Below are 15,884 nucleotides of genomic sequence, written 5' to 3'. Positions count from 1 at the left end.
GTGCGGAAGTGAAGAGAATAAAGCGCCGCATTAAGGGGGGGAGCAACGCAATTATAACGCTCCCGCATCACACCTTAAACACTCAAACCAACACATGCTGAAAATGCCACGCGTTACAAATCCTTATTAAACAGATCGTATAGGAAATTATCCCCATTCAGCGACCAGTTTCGGGTAATGTGAGATCTAGGTTTTAGCTGCAGCTAAAGCTTCCTATGTAATAGTTCGATTGAACGCTGGCTCCTCCGTTGAGAGACCGATAACAAACGAGAACGTTACATAGGACTTAAAGCTTTAACCTCGAATAGTAGACTGGGTCTCGAACCCGCATTATGCAAGCAAGAGTTCGCTTATTATGGATAGCAACATGAATCAAAGCACCACGATTGGAATTGATACAGGCAAAACACTATTGGATATTCACATCAGGCCTGTCGGGTTGTTTTTCTCTGTTAAAAATAGTGAAAAAGGGATAAAAGAAGCACTGAACATCATCAAGAAGTACAGCCCCACACGCATTGTGATTGAAGCTACGGGACGATTGGAAATGCCTTTTGTTTTAGCTTGCGCTGAAGACAACTTGCCGATTGTGAGAGCCAACCCCGTTCACATAAAACGCTTTGCAGGCGCAGTTGGGCGACGAGCTAAGAACGATCGACTTGATGCTGAACTGATCGCCCACTATGGCGAAGTCATTCAACCTAAAACCACCCAAGTTAAACCCAAAAATATGCGTTTAATGAGCGATTTAGTTGTTAGGCGGAATCAGCTACTCAGCATGCAAACGATGGAAAAGAATCGGATTCAAATCTTGCCGAAGTCACTTCACGCAACGATCAAACCGATATTAACCGCGATGAAAAATCAAATCGCTAAAATTGAAGAGAAGCTTGTAGCACTGATTGAAGAGTGCCAAGAGTATCAAAGCAAGAGCCTCATTCTAAAGAGTGTACCCGGTATTGGAAACATTGCCGCTGCATCTATCATTAGTAACGTTCCTGAGCTCGGTTACATCACCAACAAGCAGGCAGCTTCGCTCATCGGTGTGGCTCCAATAACCAAAGAAAGTGGCCGCTATAAAGGTAAGCGAACTACCCAAGGAGGGCGTGCACAAGTTCGAACTGTGTTGTATATGGCGATGATGTCTGCCATGCAGTGCAACCCCGTTTTCAAAGAAACTTACCAACGGTTGGTGAAAGCTGGAAAGCCCAAAAAAGTCGCCATCATTGCCTGTGTTCGCAAAATGGTCGTGATACTAAATTCAATGTTGAGAGATGGTGTCATTTGGAATGAAAACATGGCTAAAAACTAACTATTGACGCCATAGGCGTTTGTTATGTGCATTTTAACCCCAGTTCCATGATCTTATCTTCACTCAAGTCATCGAACTTTTCGCACTTAATAAACTTTTCCTCACAATACTTACCGATGAGTTCGTTCAGCTTTTCTATCTTTGGATTACTAGCCTTAAGCTCGCGAGTTAAAAGTGAACCAGTTAGGACAGTATCTAGGTTAACTTCTGATGTTTGTGTAGTTGATAAGCCCATATAGAATGAGTTCATTGAAAGCACGAGCGCAATAGCCTTACCTTCGTCTGCCCCAAGTTCACAAACACTATAGCGAGCTAACGTATTCGAGGCCTTGATCAATGGTTCTGCGTTCTGCGTATTTATAAACTTGGAAACAATAACTTTTTGAGCTAGAGCGGCCTCATGGTTTTCCTTTATATTTGTCACGTAATCCGAAAGGATATAAAGACTCACGTATCCCCCCAGACAAAACGCCACAATAAAAACCGCCAATAATCTTATCAACTTTGCCTCCTGTATATAACGCTTAGTTATGTACGTTTTCTCAATTTAACTCTCGACGCAGCCCTATTGGCTAAACGCAAGCTTTTCAATTGCTCTTTTCGGATTGCTTCTTCATCTGGGTATACTTCAAATATCCAGTGCCGAAATCCGATGCCACAAAGTAATCCCCCCAAAGCCGCAATTGCACCGCAAAGATAAGGAAAATATTTCCTATCTTTACTCACGACTTCAATCTTCTTATTTTCAATAGAAATACGGTCTTCCTTGATACTATCAGGTAACTCATCTTGAGCTTCAATAATTGAAATTTTCTCAGCCGCTTGAAACACGATATCGTTGTATGTGTAAGTTTGACTCAGTAAGAAATAGAGACTAAACACACAAATTACAGCACCAACAATTGCCATTAACTTGTAGGGATTGTCAGTTGGAACACTCAAAGATGAATTCATACTCAATAATCTCGTTTTATTGCTAGCACATAATGCTGCGTTAAGTCGTGACCAACGCAAGTATCGAAGCTCACGCAAACCACTTTAAACATTAACGCACAGCTAAAATGCCAAGCGTTGGAAACCACTCTTCAAAACCAGTTATGCCACTTTCTCACGGCGCATTGTGGTTATCGAATAACCCATTTCACGATACTTTTCACAACGTTGTTGGAGAAACTCAGGGTACTGATTTTCTTCAACTTCTTTGAATCCGATGTGTTTGTAGAAATCGGTTACGTGGGCGAGAGGCATACAATAGGCTGTGCGCGAGTTTAACACCGGCTCAATGTGCTTTAGAAACTTGAGCCCTAAGCCTTGACCCTGAAAATCACCGGCAATGTACATGCCTCTGAGTATGGTAACGTCGTTGATAAGCTCAACTTTGACAGAACCGATAATCGCTCCATCGTTAACACATATAAAGGCTCTTTCTGTCTGAGACCACGCACTGTGATAGCCTTGCTCTTTGTAGAATTGACCAACCGCTTCTTTCATAGCGCTATCGGCTTCAACTATTCTCATTTTAACTCCATTTTCATTCCCGTTCTGTTAAGGCATGAGCCGCGCCATCGCCTTACCCAAGTTATTGTACACATTCACTAAACGAATAATCAGTGAGGGGCGAGGGTTGTGAATCACGCTTAACTTATTGTTAGGTCAGTTGTTGATGATCACGCAAAGCGGCTTTTATTTCCTGCATGACTAGATAGGTGATTGGCGTACATTTTTCTGGTAACTCGTTGACATTAAACCAACGTAATTCTCCACACAAGTGAGGCTCTGCGTTCTCAATTTGGCCTATCCAATCAGTACAGAGGTAAAAGTAATGGCGGATCGGCAAGCTAGGGTCATCTAACTCTACCATTAAACTTAATGCTCTAGGGGCCACCGAAGTCTCCTCCAAAGCTTCACGCTCTGCCGCATTGATAGGAGACTCACCGTCTTCGATTCGTCCTGAAGGAAAGCCCCAATGCTGATCAAACGCTTCGGTGTTTTGCCGATAAGCCAGCAATAACTGATGTCCTGAAACAAAGACAATTTGAACGACGTTTTTCATTGATATGATAGTTCCTTTGGAGATTATAACGTCCTATTAAGTAGCAGATTTTGCTACCACCTAGCCGAATGCATGGCATCGTAAACACCAACACTCAACCCAGGACTCAAAATGCCAAGCGTTGAGGGTCCTGCTTTAATGGTGGTTGGTTACCAGTTTCCCTAACGCTTTTTACTTTCGACGTACACCTCTATCCCATTGTTATTCGATGCGATCAACGAAGGAGACACGGTACTCGGTATGCCAATGACAATTTCATTCGCATTACGCCATGAGATATCAATGACTTCATCAGAGTTGTACACTGACTCATAGAGGAGTTCGTACCGAGTGACGCCTACGTCCGGTTGAAGCCACACTTTCATGATGTTGTCACTATTCGGGCACTGTGAAAATTGTGCATGGATTGCCCGTTTTCCCTCTGGACTAAATTCTTTGTCGCTCTCTCCAGTAAGACACCCGTCTGGACGTTCGACAACGGTACGTTGTTTATTTAGCCCTAGGCTCGCAGATACAGACAAATACACGGTTGAAATTCCGATCACCGCGAGTAGATGGATAATGACCAGATACACTTTTTTCCACATTTTATATATCCCCTAAACCTTTACACTTGCAGCGAAATGCTCATTATATTTCTAATTTTTGTACCACACGCTTCGCACACCAATAACGCTGAAACCGACGGATTTACAGTTCTTACTACTGGTGGTGTTGGTCATTACATCGGTTAAGACCACCTGTACACCTAACGATAGGGCATCTTCGATTCGCGCCCTCAGTAAGGCCGTTTGACAGCCCTTGGAGCGATAGCGCTCTTGGGTATACGCATTCGCTAATATTGCGTATTCATTCTCGATAAAACTCGTTGCCCAAGCACACGGCTCACCATCTATTTTTGCCACATAAGCGCGAAAAGTCTCTGTACAATAAAGCGAGCGCTTCTTCTCCCATATCGAGTCTGAGCACTCCAAACCTGACGTTTTGAGTAACGCTAAAAATTCATCGACCTGCTCATGTGTCCATCGCTCAACCGCTACGTGACCGGATACGTCTGCAGGTGCAGCGTAGTCTGCCGACCTCAGTTGAAGAAACTCATGCTCGTAACCGGGTACAAACTCGTGGCGGGATAACCAGGCTATCAACTCATTGGTTTTTGCCTGTGGCTCGATTGCAATCTCAGGAGAAAAACCATGCTGATACAACGTCAGATGGCTGTCTAGGTCTGCAGTGCTACAAACACCATGGAGGATTATCTGATTGTCGTATTTGCGTGTTTTGTCCACGAAAACAGAGAAGCCTTTCGCTTCTGACGACCAAAGTGCGCTGGCTGCATCTGTTGAAAGTGTTCGCTCATTATTAAAGTGAAAGTAAGAGCGATAGACGTCTTTTATGCTTTTATCTTGCATCGTTCCCTCGATATTGATTGAAATGTCGCACTCTATTCAGGTGCGAAGCACGCTACTCCATAAAAGCGCACTGGATCACTTAGGCGCTTGTCATGTGTTTGGCTACCGTGTACAGAGTTTCTTGACTAGGGCTTGCTTAAGTTCTCTAGAGAAATACTCACCCGTTTCTGCGTTCGTCAAAACGATCGAAGTATAGAGTAAGCCGGTTCCCTGAACGGCTATTGTTGATGATTGACAGTCAACCTCAATCGTGGCTTCAAATGAACCCGACTTCCCTTCACGGTGAACGTCAATATTGTTCAACCGATTCAAATCGCCACTCACAAACCACTCGTCAACATACGGTCCGCCGACCACCTCTTGATACACAAACACCCCATCTAGACTGGAGGCGGCTTCCTTAGCAAAGGCTGGCATTTGCCCGCCGCAAAGAAGAAGGGCGGTGATGCCACCCCTCGCTATGTTGTGCATATGTCCTCTCTTACCTGACTGGCACATAACGCTGCGCATCGCGCCATGCCAAGTGTTGCGAATCATTGTTCACCACACTGGGATAAGTCAAAGCCTCTGGAGTGGAGCAGTGCTAAAACCTCCCCATGCCCGAGCAAGCAAGAAGATAAGCGGACCTGATTGCCAGATTCAAATTGGAACGTGTACCAGTGCATTGACGGGTTAAACTTCGCTGAAACAAGGTCATCCCAATTTTCTTTTTTTGTCCCCGTCCAAGGCGTCTGAAATTCGATCCCGTTGTCATTAAACCGGCCTCTCGTTTTAAAGTATTCAGCAAAAAATACGAACGAAAAGACACTAAAGCCAGAAAACAAACCTATAACCGCCACAAGTTCGCCCGCTTTTTCATGTACATCGTCATCGTAGACAAAAGACCAGGCAGCAAAAAGGGAAATTGTCATGCAAACCATAGCCAGCACTAAAATAAACACGCCATGCTTAAGTTCACCATGAGTTATTTTTCTCTGAGCGGATTTGATGATGAGGGTGCTGATGATTGCGGCGACTAGACCACCAATCAATCCGGAAGTAATGCCAGAGTCCAAAGTTTTCTCCTTGATTTATAACGTCGTATTAAGGTGTGAGTGAAGCGGAAACACCAAGCGTTGCGAATTACTCTTCAATGCTTTTTTATGCGTTCTGAAAGTTAGCTAAAAAACCTAACCATATCACTATGAAACGATTCCATTGCTACTGTAGTGGTCTTAAGTTCTGACTTGGCTTTCCAAGGTTCTGGGCCTTGATTTTCACATACAGAAACCAAAACGCTAACATGCCCGAGAAAGTCACAAGTAAAAGTTAAACTGAGATCTTGCTCAATTGACTGGATTAGAACTTTGCCATCCCAGCCCTTCCAATTTTCAGCCATAAATTGAATGCTTCCAATCCAATTAGCAGCATCCGAATAACCCCATATACGTTTGCTATAGCTAATGCATGGAGATTGATACGAGATATGGAAGTAATCACCGTCGCGGTCAAATAAACGAATTTCAGAAGAGGTTTCTGCCGATTTTAGAACTACACTTTTCATCTTGATTTCAATTGCTTGCTAACTGACTACTTGAGAGAATAAGCCGCACTTGTTCCCTAGTGTTTTGTAGCCAGAGTAATTAGTAGGAGAAAAATTTGCACCCTCAATATCAGCACCAGCGTTTAATGCATTGTTTACCGAATTGAACTCACTACTACGCGCTACAATGCAGTTGAATACCTCGGCTAACTGCGGCTCATTGTGGTAAATTTCCGATGCCATCTCAATACCAAGCTTATAGATGGGTTCTTCCTGAAATGAAAATTCACCTTCTTTTCCTTCAATACAATATGTATCCGAAAAGCCGAGATTAAACGTGTGACTAAGAGCAATTCGGCAAAATGCACTCGGGAAGAATGCCGAAACTCTTTCCGCGTCCTCAAGTTTTAGCCCCTGAGCCTTCAGTACTTCACTGATTTCAATGTCATCGCTTTCTTTCATTTCAAGAAAGACTGGCAAGACTTCTTTGATTTGTTCTCGATTTATCATATCCAGTTAACGCCCTGTTAAAGTGTGAGCAACGCAATACCGAAGCCGCCGCAAACCACCTTAATCACTTAAACTAACGCAAAGTAAAAATGCCACGCATTGCGAATCACTCTCAGTGAGTTAAATTCTTTCTAACGTATACATACCCAACTCTCTAATTTTTTGAAGAAGAGGCTCTGTAGACGCTCGGCACTTAAAGTAAAGCCAACAAGTATCGTCATAATCTTGTGTGAAAACAGCTTTGTATTCTGGAATAACGACACGAAGTGCTCCGGCAATCGAAGATCTAGATAACCGACTAACAAACAAAGAGCGGCTTCTTGGCTCCTTAAATATCAAACAACCAACAGATCTGTATTTGTATTGATAGCACGAGACGTCCTCAGCTAGAAACCTATAAAGCAATTGCCAACGTTGGTCGATATCAGTTTGTAGGTCTAACGAACGATGTGTAAAACAGTTCTCAAATTCTTCTCGTGTTAACCAATGATCGAATACGGTAATTGCAACACATTGCCAACCATCAATGCTCTCGCTCGTTTTATTGTCTAGCGCTGGATAAATTGCCTTTAAATGATCTTGCTGTTTTTTTGATATGTTTCGAAATGCTCTCATTGTCCCTTAAGAATTTAACGCCCTGCTAAGTGGCTAGCAAAGAATACCACGATATTAGTTCAACTACCTCAAACACTATGGCTGACCAGAACCAAAATAGCCGGGTGTTGAGAATCCCTTGTCAATACTTGTTATGTTTGGTTCCTTGAGACCACTCGATATTCTAGATAGTAGTTTCGTAAATTGGTATCGCTCTCACGAGGAGATCGGCAATGTCGCAAATCCTTTGGTTCAGCGGCTCCAAACACCAAGAAGTTAAATCTGGCTTCACTCAATGAAACACCGTTAGGCCCACCTAGATATTTTTCAGCATCTGGATCATCTTGCCCATCATCTTCCCAAAAGCAGATTTCACATATTTCATACTTCGCAGGCTCTCCAATAGTCGCGTATCCACAACAAGGGCATGCATACAAGGTATCCTTAGCTTGCTCTCGAGCTTTACCCATCTAGACCCCACAAATAAAACGCCCTGTTAAGAGGCGAGCAACGCAATACCGAAGTCACCGCATACCACCTTAAACACTACAACCTACGCCTCGTAACAATGCCACGCGTAGCGAATCCCTCGTAAGCAGTTTGTTTGCAATATTTATGCAATCTGCTCGATTCTGCACTTTTGACATAAAGGATAACTGCTAACTAAACCGGAAATTTGCGATTTCATTTTAGAAAAAGATGTACCGTACAAATAGAAAGCTGTTTCCTTTGGTCCTTGCCAGTAGCTATAGACTTTACCATTGCCATCAGTCAATCGATCTAATTCGCTGTAGACGTAGTTAGAGTCGCTTTGTGCATACACTTCGGGGTCTAGGTCTGTACCATTTAGGTAAATAGCTAAACCTTCCAAAGTACCGAACTCAATTTCCGAGTTAGTGGTTTCAATTTTGAGTTTAGAGCCTTTAGGTATTCCTATTTTTTCGAGTGAAGACCGGATGATCTCAACCGTTTCTCTGCTTGAATTGTTCACCTGAATTTCCACATCGCAATGCTCGATTTCACCAGACTGGGATTGAAGAGTACCACCTCCAGAAACTTCACCGATTGAATTTTTAGAGAGCACTTCATCAAGTGGGTCTTCGTATATTTCGCCTCTGTGTATTGGTTGTACTCGAGCATTTATAGTGACCACGATATATTCGGGCTCAGTTTTTGCGCTGCTTTCTTTTTTCTTGAACAATCCGAACATCAATCAATCTCTTTCTATGTCTCACGCCGCGGACGACGCTGCGAAATACTTAAGCCATTATGACGTAAACACTAACGCCAAGCTGTGAGTCAAAACCGCCAAGCATTGCTGTCCAATTGAACGCTTGGTTATCTGCTTTTACGACTTCCCCAAATACTGTGCTAAAAAGCCATTCACCTGCTGACTACACAGGCCAATATCGACCTTTATACCTGCCTGTTCAAGGATGGCGATACCCTTACCACTATTGCGCTTGTCTGGGTCGAGTAGGGCAACGACAACATGTTTAATCCCCGATCTCGCTAGCGTGTTTGCGCACGCGGGAGTACGTCCGACAAAGGAACAGGGCTCTAAAGTCACATAGGCGACTACTCCGCCCATCGAACCTTCATAAGCATTAAGAGCTTGCACTTCCGCATGGTTTCCACCAATAGCTTGGGTATGGCCCTCGGATACCACCCTATTACCTTTAACAAGAACACACCCTACAGGTGGATTGGGAATACAATGAGGCAAAGCACTTTTGGAGATTTCTAAAGCCCTTAGCATGTACTTTTCTGACACTATTTCGTATTCCTTGCTCTGGCAATCAACGCCGCGTTAAGGTGTGAGCAATGGCACCTCTGCACACCACCTTAATCACCCAATAAAGCAACGCACTGCGGAACTTAATTAAACAGATGGTGATGTTTATTTTGCCAAATCTACCCACTGGCCTTGTGTTAGTTCACCTAATTTCTGCGGATTCAGTTTAAACACTGAGTTAGGTGTGCCCGCTGCTGCCCAGATTTCAGAATACTGATTCAGATCGTTGTCCAAAATGGTGTGGACTGATGAGTGGTGAGCGACTGGGGGGACACCGCCTATCGCGTAACCCACTTTTTCACGGACAAAAGAAGCGTCTGCTTTGGTAAGAACAATTCCTGTCGCTTCTTTGACTTTGTCAGCGCACACCATATTAGCGCCAGACGCAACAACCAGCACTGGCTCACCGGTTTCTCCATGCTTAAAGATGACCGACTTCGCTATCTGAGAAACCGTACATCCGATAGATTCAGCGGCATCAGATGCGGTGCGAGTAGAGCTTGGCATTTCCTGCACGACAAAATCTTGGCCGTTTCGGGACAAAAACTCTTGTACTTTCAATGACGAAGACTTCAATTCCTTTGACATATATCCTCCTTAATCTCACCCATTCGAGGATGAACATAATGCCGCTTTAAGGTGTGAGTAACACCACCACAAAACGTAACCTTACCACCGTAAGCACTAAACTCAACGGTGGAATGAAAAATGCCAAGCGTTAGGGATCACTCTTAAATGCTTGTTAGCTCAGTGGTTGACTAGTACATATAACCTAGCCAATCAAAATGTCCAACGCCCCACGGTTTACTTCTGAGGGGTTTCACATACAGTTCATCAATATGCTCTACAGCGATACCAAAGTTAGTGTGCTCATGGAGCCTTAACCATGACTGCATGCACTGAACTTTGTCAAAACCGTTGGATGAGTAGAAATCATGCAACTCCGATATAAGGATGATGAAATCGACATCTTTAGTTTCCGCAAATGCCGATACTTCTGACAACATTAAAGAGCCAATACCTTGCCCTCGATAACGTTCGTCAACACAGAAGTCGATTACGCCCAGAACTTTATGTATTTCTTCACCGACGCTAACAACTCGATAGTCCAATCCAAGATAACCAATCAACTGTTCACCTTGAAAGTGAAGGGCCCGCATATGAGGTAACTGCTTAAAGTAAGAACGATTGACTTGGCTGTCTGGAAAAGCTTGGTTTCTTAATGCTTCGATTGCTTTATGGTGCAATTCTGAAACCTCAATTTCCTGCACGATTTCCATATCATTTCCTCGAAAAGGGCTAACGCCGAACTAATGGGCAGGCAACGCAACCACAAGCTTAAACTATTATGGCATAACCGTTTATGCCAAACAGTGAGTCAAAGTGCCAAGGGTTGAGTGTCCTTTTGAACACTTGTTATAGGTTTAGTTACCCCTTATCTGCAAAGTAAGACATAATTTCTTCTGTCGTCATTTCCTGGGTTTCATTGGCAAAACAATAATAACTTGGACGCATATCGCTAAAGTATTGCATGTCCATTTTCAGACCTTCCACGTTTGGGAACAAGCCCACAGGCATATTGTATTCACCTGTTTCTTTGAACTTGTAAAACAGATGGGTTCCACACTCCTTACAGAATCCACGAGAAGCCCAAGAGGATGACTTGTACATTTTTACTTTGTCTTCACCTTCTACTTTCACCTGAGTACCACATTTAACTGCGAAAAATGGCGCACCACCCCAAGTTCGACAGGACTGACAATGACAAACTGTGAAGTTAGGATTGAGGTTTTCTGCTGTGATTTTTACAGAGCCACACAGGCAACTGGCCTCTGAATAAGACATTAAATAACTCCTAAATTGATGAAAATATATAACGCCCTGTTAAGGTGTGAGCAACGCAATACAAAAGCTGCTGCATACCACCTTAAACACTAAAAGTAACGCACGGTAAAAAAGCCACGCGTTGGGAATCACTCCTAAACAGTTTGTTATGTGAAAATTAATTTGGGCAGAGAAAAGAACCTGCTAGCGGCTCATTCACAACCTCACACTCCAGCGTTCCATTGACTGCGAGTTTTAGAGGGTTCAAAGGTGTACAACATTCATTTTTAGGGACTATTGAGTTTTCGACTTGGTACTTAAAAATGTTGTCACTATCTTGCCGATAGGTAAATTCACATCCCGTAAACTCACCATTACTGTCGCCAAGCACGATACCATAGCGTGTAACTATCTGAAATCTATCTTTAAATTCAGTGAAAGTTTGAGAGACAATTTCAACGTTCCCCTCGTAGCACTCGAATATAGTCTCTGTAAATTCATATTCGTTCAAAGTACTAGTTACATTGATTGGGCGAAAATAAATATAAGGACGGCAAAGGACACTCTCGTTGTAGCGAAACACAACGCCAAGCTCATCTTCTTCTATGTACTCATAGTCATTTCTATTCAAAGTCACATGCTGCGTAAAGTACGCTAACTTGAGCATTGTATCTTCCAATATCTAATCCTCTTATTTTGTGCGCGCTAAACGGTAGCGCCTTACAGTACCTTCACTTGCGTCTGTGTAGTTGCCAAGATATTCACCACCACAGTTTTCAATAACCTTTTGAGATGCTGGATTATCAATTGAGCAAGTGACAATAACTGGATCAGTTAAAGCGTAGTCACGAACCCAAGCAAGGAGATATGAGGCGACACCTTTACCACGAGCTGAAGGCCTAGTTTCGTAGCCAATATGACCAATTACATTTTCTACGTTGGGATTGCTACCTTTACGAACTCGGATGGCACCTAAGATTTTAGAGTCTGATACGCAGTAATAAGTTGTGCTGGGTAAATACCCATTGGGTAACTCAGAAGTTGCCTTAGAGCGTTCAACCAAACTGGACAAATAAGCTTCTGGATTTTGCTCAACACCCGAATATTTAGGGATACCCGATCCCAAGCATTCCCTCGCGTAACTCGCTAACAATGGAGCTAAATCTGGACTTGCTTCTACTACTTCCATGTCAATTTTCCTTAAAAGTACATAACGCTGTATTAAGGTGTGAGCAACGCTATCACTAAACCTAACCATATCACCATAAACACAAAACCCAACGATGGAGTGAAAAATACCAAGCGTTGGAAGTTGCTGTTAAGTTATTGTTATATATAAATCTTATCATGAGTGGTGATTTCACTTAGCCACCAATTTAGTTTGCCGTCGAGTTGGGCATGATCTCGCAACTCATAGATTTCTGATATGGCATGCTGCTCTGATTCAATGTCAATGGCTTCTAAAACAAGGTTGCCCGTTTCCCACAAAGTTGCTCTAGATAACAAGCCGTTTCCTTCAATTTCAATGTACTGAGCTTTTATTTCTTCACCAAGTTTCTCTGATAACTCAACGATTAAACTTTCACCGCTAAATATCTTGGATTTTGATGATGCCCATGAAGCTAAATATTCGAGCATATCTACACCTGCAAACATAACGCCACATTAAGGTGTGAGCGGTACTTGGTTATACTTGAGCGAGGCGAGTAAGCCAAGTGTTGCGAATCCCTCTTGAGCAGTTTGTTATGTATCAATCTCATCAAGAATCACCATGCACTTTTCACTAACTTCCAAAGCTATTGTTTCAACGTGGTTAAGCTGTTCAAGAATGACGCTATTAAATCGCCCTAGTAACTCTAAGTTTATCCCTTCATTTAACAAGGCTATTTCTTCGTCAGTGAACTCTCTTTCTTCCCTAGTGTTCAAGTAAACTCTCACTTCTGAGCGTGTAAAGTGATCTTTTAATATTTGTAGTTCTCTTAAACTGATTCGGTTCGATAAAGAAGGGACCAAAGAGTCATAAACGCTAAACCGATTATTCCTCAAGCATACTATCAATTGCTCTGCGACTTCGGGAGGAAGGCTTGAGGAGCGAAGGGACTCTATAAGCTCTTTATTCGGGATTGATAATACAGGTTCCAGAGAGTCTAATAAACTATATACGCCATGTTCATATTCTTGTTCCGCGCTATAGGCAAAGCTAGGTACAAAAATTAGCATGATGTAAAGTAATTGTCTCACGATTTGATACTCTTTATACATAAGGCCCTGCTAAGGTGTGAGTAACGCTACCTCAAAACTCGAGTCATATAAACACCAATACTGACATTTCAAACCAAGCCCGCCAAGCGTTAGGAATCACCTTGAGCAGTTTGTTATGGCTGAAACTTAAGCTTTCTTAGCGATCATTAATATCCCTGGGACAATGTAACCATCACTATAAACGTGAGTCATATCTCTCTCGGGGTAACACCAAGAAAGTAAATCGTGCTCTATTGAACTTTGTACATTTTTTATTGCTTCATCTAGAGCCTTAATAATATTTGGAATCGACCTTTCTTTCATAAAGAAAACAATGAATGAAACGCCTACAGTAGATATACCATCATCACCTCTTGAGAACTCAGCATCTTCTACAGCATCAGTTAAAGACAACTCAATATGTTTAATATAATCTCCATTAATAGAGATTCTCTTAAATTTTGCTTCTACATACTCCTCGTCAGATTCTTCAGAGCAAAGCCACAAGTCAATTCGGCCATTTTTCTCACTATCGCCAGAACCTTTAATAGTTTGGAATTCCTCTAGCGCAATATTTCCACAACTCCAAGCAGCCCCTGCTAACAAACTAACATTAGCTCGTTCATTGTTATCGTAAGGTGCATCGCCAGATTCTGTAAGCCGTGTATAGCGCTCAATATTAAAGGCCCATGTATTGCACATTGGAACCCAGTGTTTCAGCTTTTCCTTTGCAACTACGCCTTTCACTGTACTTGATAATATTTTCATAAATCCTACTAATATTAACTGTTTCTTAAGCTATAACGCCGTAACAAGCGGTGAGTGAATATGAGCCATACTTGAGCGTTAGAGAGTTCTGTAAGAGTTTGAGAATCCGGCTTAATGCTTTGTTATGACGAGTTTCTAGTTGTTTACTTCTTTACAATATAACTGCATAAAATATTTCAATTCTTTGAACCTTTCCAGCTTGGTTGGAACCATGAGCAAAAAAAGCATGATCAGTAGACATAATGCTATTAACGAAGCCCCGACGTATATGAGTCCGCTACTATCAAGTTGTCTCCAAACAATGGCACAGAAACCAAGAAAAACACCAGCACTGAATGAAGCAAATCGTTTCAGAACGACACCAGAAGTAGAAGCTATATCAATTTGAGTATCTACCAAATCAAAGCAATCATGTACGTGGCTGGGTGTTATATGCTTAGACTTTAGGCTTTTCTTAAACAGCAGGTATCTAGATTCTTGGTGTGTATGGTCGTCATGTGGCAGAAAGCTGTTATCTTTATCGCCAAATTCAGCTTCAATTAAACCATTTTTCAAAGAAGGCAACCTGGCGAAAAGAATAATCTCACCAATGGCCACTGCCCAGATAGCATTAAACAAAGTAGAAGTAAAAACTAAGATCAAACTAACTACGACACTGACAAAAGCAAGTAATACAAGTACTCTATCAAACCAAGTTGCATACTTTATGACATCAAAGAACAATCCTCTTAATGTTGCATTATAGTGATAGCTTTCCCACATTAATTTCCAATGATTCATAAATTTCTCTGTCGTTATAACGCCTTGTTAAGGTGTGAGGCTCGCCATATAGATACTTCCGCATATTACCTTAACCACTAAAACCAGCGCTTAGCAACAATGCCCAACGCGGCGAATCACTCTTAAATGGCGTATTCTGATTTTAACCTTAAGCGTTTAGCCAACTGACTCAGAGGCGCCTCTAAGGTTAAGACCCCATTAGTACGACTTAACTCTTGAAAGCCAGCAGCATAATACAAACTTTCAGCAGGGTTATTTTCAAACACACAGCATCTAACATTTTTTACTTTAGATAGCGACTGAGTGTGTAGAAGCGAAGCTTTAAGTAAACGACCACCCAGAAGTCCATTTTGATGTTGTTTAGCCACTTGTAAGGAGTCGATGAAGTGGAAATCATCACTTTGATGGAAAGCAATGAAACCGAGAATATTGTGGTCTTGCTCTATAACGATAACGGACTTTCGTTTGTAGAAATTCAGGATGGCTTCTCGATCCCATTTCAGACCTAGCTCAAGCTGCATTTCGAGCATATTATCTTCCATGAGTTGATACACCTGATCCCAATCTGACTCATGAATATCTCGTATTTTCATTATCTCTCCAACAACATAACGCTTGGCTGCGTCACTTGATAGCAATGGTTTCTAACTCTTCTCCGGCAAGTGCAGTACTGTTTACATCTAAGCATTTCCCAGTTCCCCAAACCTGAACAGTTTTCCCACTCGCGTGAGCTGACAAAACCATTGATAGCCACTGAGCACCACCTGGATTAGACGTGTCAAAAACATAATGACCTCTATTCCCCATGTTGGAGCACGTAGGTTGAGAGCTAGGCGTGGACGCTACCTTAAAGGTAACAATTGTTCCATACCAAGGACCCGACCTCACCTCTATGATTTTGGTATTTTGGACTTCACTTGCTAAAACAGCACCAGATAACAAAACTCCCAGTGCCAATATTAATAGTTCCTTCATTATTATTTTCCTAAAGTCTTCTTTATGACATAACGCCACATTTAGGTGTGAGCAACGCAATGCCTCTGTAAACCACCTTAATCACTTCAAGCAAGGCATAT

Annotated in this window: 25 protein-coding genes; 1 reads left to right on the top strand and 24 read right to left on the bottom strand. The window is 42.3% G+C overall.

What is annotated here, in order from left to right:
• The first annotated feature begins 355 nt into the window (after positions 1-355).
• Complete coding sequence (locus QMA41_RS18975; RefSeq protein ID WP_235676582.1) at positions 356-1,312, top strand: IS110 family transposase; 957 nt, start codon at positions 356-358, stop codon at positions 1,310-1,312.
• 22 nt (positions 1,313-1,334) lie between these two features.
• Here QMA41_RS18975 and QMA41_RS18970 read toward each other — a convergent pair whose 3' ends face one another.
• The 24 genes from QMA41_RS18970 to QMA41_RS18850 form a co-directional block, all read right to left on the bottom strand.
• Complete coding sequence (locus tag QMA41_RS18970) at positions 1,335-1,814, bottom strand: hypothetical protein (RefSeq protein ID WP_235676581.1); 480 nt, start codon at positions 1,812-1,814, stop codon at positions 1,335-1,337.
• Positions 1,815-1,840: 26 nt separating this feature from the next.
• Positions 1,841-2,266, bottom strand: a complete 426-nt coding sequence (locus tag QMA41_RS18965) for a hypothetical protein (RefSeq protein ID WP_235676580.1) — start codon at positions 2,264-2,266, stop codon at positions 1,841-1,843.
• A gap of 141 nt (positions 2,267-2,407) precedes the next feature.
• A complete protein-coding gene (locus QMA41_RS18960) occupies positions 2,408-2,830 on the bottom strand; it encodes a GNAT family N-acetyltransferase (RefSeq protein ID WP_235676579.1) in 423 nt (140 codons plus the stop codon).
• A gap of 130 nt (positions 2,831-2,960) precedes the next feature.
• On the bottom strand, positions 2,961-3,365 hold the full coding sequence (locus tag QMA41_RS18955; RefSeq protein WP_021457277.1) for an NUDIX domain-containing protein: 405 nt from the start codon (positions 3,363-3,365) through the stop codon (positions 2,961-2,963).
• Between the two features lie 161 nt (positions 3,366-3,526).
• Positions 3,527-3,952: a hypothetical protein gene (locus QMA41_RS18950; protein WP_019274862.1), complete on the bottom strand. Its 426-nt coding sequence runs from the start codon at positions 3,950-3,952 to the stop codon at positions 3,527-3,529.
• 51 nt (positions 3,953-4,003) lie between these two features.
• Positions 4,004-4,774: a GNAT family N-acetyltransferase gene (locus QMA41_RS18945; RefSeq protein WP_235676578.1), complete on the bottom strand. Its 771-nt coding sequence runs from the start codon at positions 4,772-4,774 to the stop codon at positions 4,004-4,006.
• Positions 4,775-4,876: 102 nt separating this feature from the next.
• Positions 4,877-5,191: a hypothetical protein gene (locus QMA41_RS18940; RefSeq protein ID WP_281630370.1), complete on the bottom strand. Its 315-nt coding sequence runs from the start codon at positions 5,189-5,191 to the stop codon at positions 4,877-4,879.
• Positions 5,192-5,307: 116 nt separating this feature from the next.
• Positions 5,308-5,829: a hypothetical protein gene (locus tag QMA41_RS18935; protein ID WP_235676576.1), complete on the bottom strand. Its 522-nt coding sequence runs from the start codon at positions 5,827-5,829 to the stop codon at positions 5,308-5,310.
• 101 nt (positions 5,830-5,930) lie between these two features.
• Positions 5,931-6,317, bottom strand: coding sequence for a DUF6228 family protein (locus tag QMA41_RS18930; RefSeq protein WP_235676575.1), 387 nt, complete (start codon positions 6,315-6,317; stop codon positions 5,931-5,933).
• Between the two features lie 18 nt (positions 6,318-6,335).
• Positions 6,336-6,806 (bottom strand): hypothetical protein, encoded by a 471-nt coding sequence (locus tag QMA41_RS18925; RefSeq protein ID WP_043011740.1) that lies wholly within the window; start codon positions 6,804-6,806, stop codon positions 6,336-6,338.
• Between the two features lie 746 nt (positions 6,807-7,552).
• Entirely contained in the window at positions 7,553-7,870 is a 318-nt protein-coding gene (locus QMA41_RS18920) for a CPCC family cysteine-rich protein (RefSeq protein WP_235676574.1), read from the bottom strand.
• Positions 7,871-8,013: 143 nt separating this feature from the next.
• Positions 8,014-8,610, bottom strand: coding sequence for a hypothetical protein (locus QMA41_RS18915; protein ID WP_052126651.1), 597 nt, complete (start codon positions 8,608-8,610; stop codon positions 8,014-8,016).
• Between the two features lie 138 nt (positions 8,611-8,748).
• Positions 8,749-9,174 (bottom strand): bifunctional diaminohydroxyphosphoribosylaminopyrimidine deaminase/5-amino-6-(5-phosphoribosylamino)uracil reductase RibD, encoded by a 426-nt coding sequence (locus tag QMA41_RS18910; protein ID WP_235676573.1) that lies wholly within the window; start codon positions 9,172-9,174, stop codon positions 8,749-8,751.
• Positions 9,175-9,300: 126 nt separating this feature from the next.
• A complete protein-coding gene (locus QMA41_RS18905) occupies positions 9,301-9,783 on the bottom strand; it encodes a YbaK/EbsC family protein (RefSeq protein WP_021457262.1) in 483 nt (160 codons plus the stop codon).
• A 170-nt stretch (positions 9,784-9,953) separates the two neighbouring features.
• A complete protein-coding gene (locus QMA41_RS18900; protein WP_235676572.1) occupies positions 9,954-10,475 on the bottom strand; it encodes a GNAT family N-acetyltransferase in 522 nt (173 codons plus the stop codon).
• Between the two features lie 148 nt (positions 10,476-10,623).
• Positions 10,624-11,040: a GFA family protein gene (locus tag QMA41_RS18895; protein ID WP_019274854.1), complete on the bottom strand. Its 417-nt coding sequence runs from the start codon at positions 11,038-11,040 to the stop codon at positions 10,624-10,626.
• Between the two features lie 157 nt (positions 11,041-11,197).
• The gene (locus QMA41_RS18885; RefSeq protein ID WP_235676571.1) at positions 11,198-11,698 is read right to left on the bottom strand and encodes a hypothetical protein; all 501 of its coding nucleotides are present in this window, start codon (positions 11,696-11,698) and stop codon (positions 11,198-11,200) included.
• 12 nt (positions 11,699-11,710) lie between these two features.
• Entirely contained in the window at positions 11,711-12,208 is a 498-nt protein-coding gene (locus tag QMA41_RS18880) for a GNAT family N-acetyltransferase (protein WP_040122464.1), read from the bottom strand.
• Positions 12,209-12,348: 140 nt separating this feature from the next.
• Entirely contained in the window at positions 12,349-12,675 is a 327-nt protein-coding gene (locus QMA41_RS18875) for a hypothetical protein (protein WP_045985554.1), read from the bottom strand.
• 87 nt (positions 12,676-12,762) lie between these two features.
• Complete coding sequence (locus tag QMA41_RS18870; RefSeq protein WP_281630369.1) at positions 12,763-13,281, bottom strand: hypothetical protein; 519 nt, start codon at positions 13,279-13,281, stop codon at positions 12,763-12,765.
• A gap of 126 nt (positions 13,282-13,407) precedes the next feature.
• Entirely contained in the window at positions 13,408-14,028 is a 621-nt protein-coding gene (locus QMA41_RS18865) for a hypothetical protein (protein WP_235676569.1), read from the bottom strand.
• Positions 14,029-14,163: 135 nt separating this feature from the next.
• Positions 14,164-14,808 carry a hypothetical protein gene (locus QMA41_RS18860; RefSeq protein ID WP_235676568.1) on the bottom strand — a complete coding sequence of 215 codons (645 nt, stop codon included), beginning with the start codon at positions 14,806-14,808 and terminating at the stop codon, positions 14,164-14,166.
• A 122-nt stretch (positions 14,809-14,930) separates the two neighbouring features.
• Entirely contained in the window at positions 14,931-15,401 is a 471-nt protein-coding gene (locus QMA41_RS18855) for a GNAT family N-acetyltransferase (protein WP_235676567.1), read from the bottom strand.
• Positions 15,402-15,432: 31 nt separating this feature from the next.
• Positions 15,433-15,783: a hypothetical protein gene (locus tag QMA41_RS18850; protein ID WP_235676566.1), complete on the bottom strand. Its 351-nt coding sequence runs from the start codon at positions 15,781-15,783 to the stop codon at positions 15,433-15,435.
• Positions 15,784-15,884: the final 101 nt, after the last annotated feature.

The sequence above is a fragment of the Vibrio sp. St2 genome (assembly GCF_947311885.1).
Taxonomy (GTDB): domain Bacteria; phylum Pseudomonadota; class Gammaproteobacteria; order Enterobacterales; family Vibrionaceae; genus Vibrio; species Vibrio coralliilyticus.
Note: the sequence above shows the minus strand (reverse complement) of the source record. Positions and strands in the feature narration are given on the sequence as shown.

What these genes read in the sequence shown, in the direction of transcription:
- QMA41_RS18975 (WP_235676582.1), top strand. Translation starts at nt 356, where the DNA reads ATGGATAGCAACATGAATCAAAGCACCACGATTGGAATTGATACAGGC.
- QMA41_RS18965 (WP_235676580.1), bottom strand. Translation starts at nt 2,266, where the DNA reads ATGAATTCATCTTTGAGTGTTCCAACTGACAATCCCTACAAGTTAATG.
- QMA41_RS18960 (WP_235676579.1), bottom strand. Translation starts at nt 2,830, where the DNA reads ATGAGAATAGTTGAAGCCGATAGCGCTATGAAAGAAGCGGTTGGTCAA.
- QMA41_RS18955 (WP_021457277.1), bottom strand. Translation starts at nt 3,365, where the DNA reads ATGAAAAACGTCGTTCAAATTGTCTTTGTTTCAGGACATCAGTTATTG.
- QMA41_RS18950 (WP_019274862.1), bottom strand. Translation starts at nt 3,952, where the DNA reads ATGTGGAAAAAAGTGTATCTGGTCATTATCCATCTACTCGCGGTGATC.
- QMA41_RS18945 (WP_235676578.1), bottom strand. Translation starts at nt 4,774, where the DNA reads ATGCAAGATAAAAGCATAAAAGACGTCTATCGCTCTTACTTTCACTTT.
- QMA41_RS18940 (WP_281630370.1), bottom strand. Translation starts at nt 5,191, where the DNA reads ATGCCAGCCTTTGCTAAGGAAGCCGCCTCCAGTCTAGATGGGGTGTTT.
- QMA41_RS18930 (WP_235676575.1), bottom strand. Translation starts at nt 6,317, where the DNA reads ATGAAAAGTGTAGTTCTAAAATCGGCAGAAACCTCTTCTGAAATTCGT.
- QMA41_RS18925 (WP_043011740.1), bottom strand. Translation starts at nt 6,806, where the DNA reads ATGATAAATCGAGAACAAATCAAAGAAGTCTTGCCAGTCTTTCTTGAA.
- QMA41_RS18920 (WP_235676574.1), bottom strand. Translation starts at nt 7,870, where the DNA reads ATGGGTAAAGCTCGAGAGCAAGCTAAGGATACCTTGTATGCATGCCCT.
- QMA41_RS18915 (WP_052126651.1), bottom strand. Translation starts at nt 8,610, where the DNA reads ATGTTCGGATTGTTCAAGAAAAAAGAAAGCAGCGCAAAAACTGAGCCC.
- QMA41_RS18905 (WP_021457262.1), bottom strand. Translation starts at nt 9,783, where the DNA reads ATGTCAAAGGAATTGAAGTCTTCGTCATTGAAAGTACAAGAGTTTTTG.
- QMA41_RS18900 (WP_235676572.1), bottom strand. Translation starts at nt 10,475, where the DNA reads ATGGAAATCGTGCAGGAAATTGAGGTTTCAGAATTGCACCATAAAGCA.
- QMA41_RS18895 (WP_019274854.1), bottom strand. Translation starts at nt 11,040, where the DNA reads ATGTCTTATTCAGAGGCCAGTTGCCTGTGTGGCTCTGTAAAAATCACA.
- QMA41_RS18880 (WP_040122464.1), bottom strand. Translation starts at nt 12,208, where the DNA reads ATGGAAGTAGTAGAAGCAAGTCCAGATTTAGCTCCATTGTTAGCGAGT.
- QMA41_RS18875 (WP_045985554.1), bottom strand. Translation starts at nt 12,675, where the DNA reads ATGTTTGCAGGTGTAGATATGCTCGAATATTTAGCTTCATGGGCATCA.
- QMA41_RS18870 (WP_281630369.1), bottom strand. Translation starts at nt 13,281, where the DNA reads ATGTATAAAGAGTATCAAATCGTGAGACAATTACTTTACATCATGCTA.
- QMA41_RS18865 (WP_235676569.1), bottom strand. Translation starts at nt 14,028, where the DNA reads ATGAAAATATTATCAAGTACAGTGAAAGGCGTAGTTGCAAAGGAAAAG.
- QMA41_RS18860 (WP_235676568.1), bottom strand. Translation starts at nt 14,808, where the DNA reads ATGAATCATTGGAAATTAATGTGGGAAAGCTATCACTATAATGCAACA.
- QMA41_RS18855 (WP_235676567.1), bottom strand. Translation starts at nt 15,401, where the DNA reads ATGAAAATACGAGATATTCATGAGTCAGATTGGGATCAGGTGTATCAA.
- QMA41_RS18850 (WP_235676566.1), bottom strand. Translation starts at nt 15,783, where the DNA reads ATGAAGGAACTATTAATATTGGCACTGGGAGTTTTGTTATCTGGTGCT.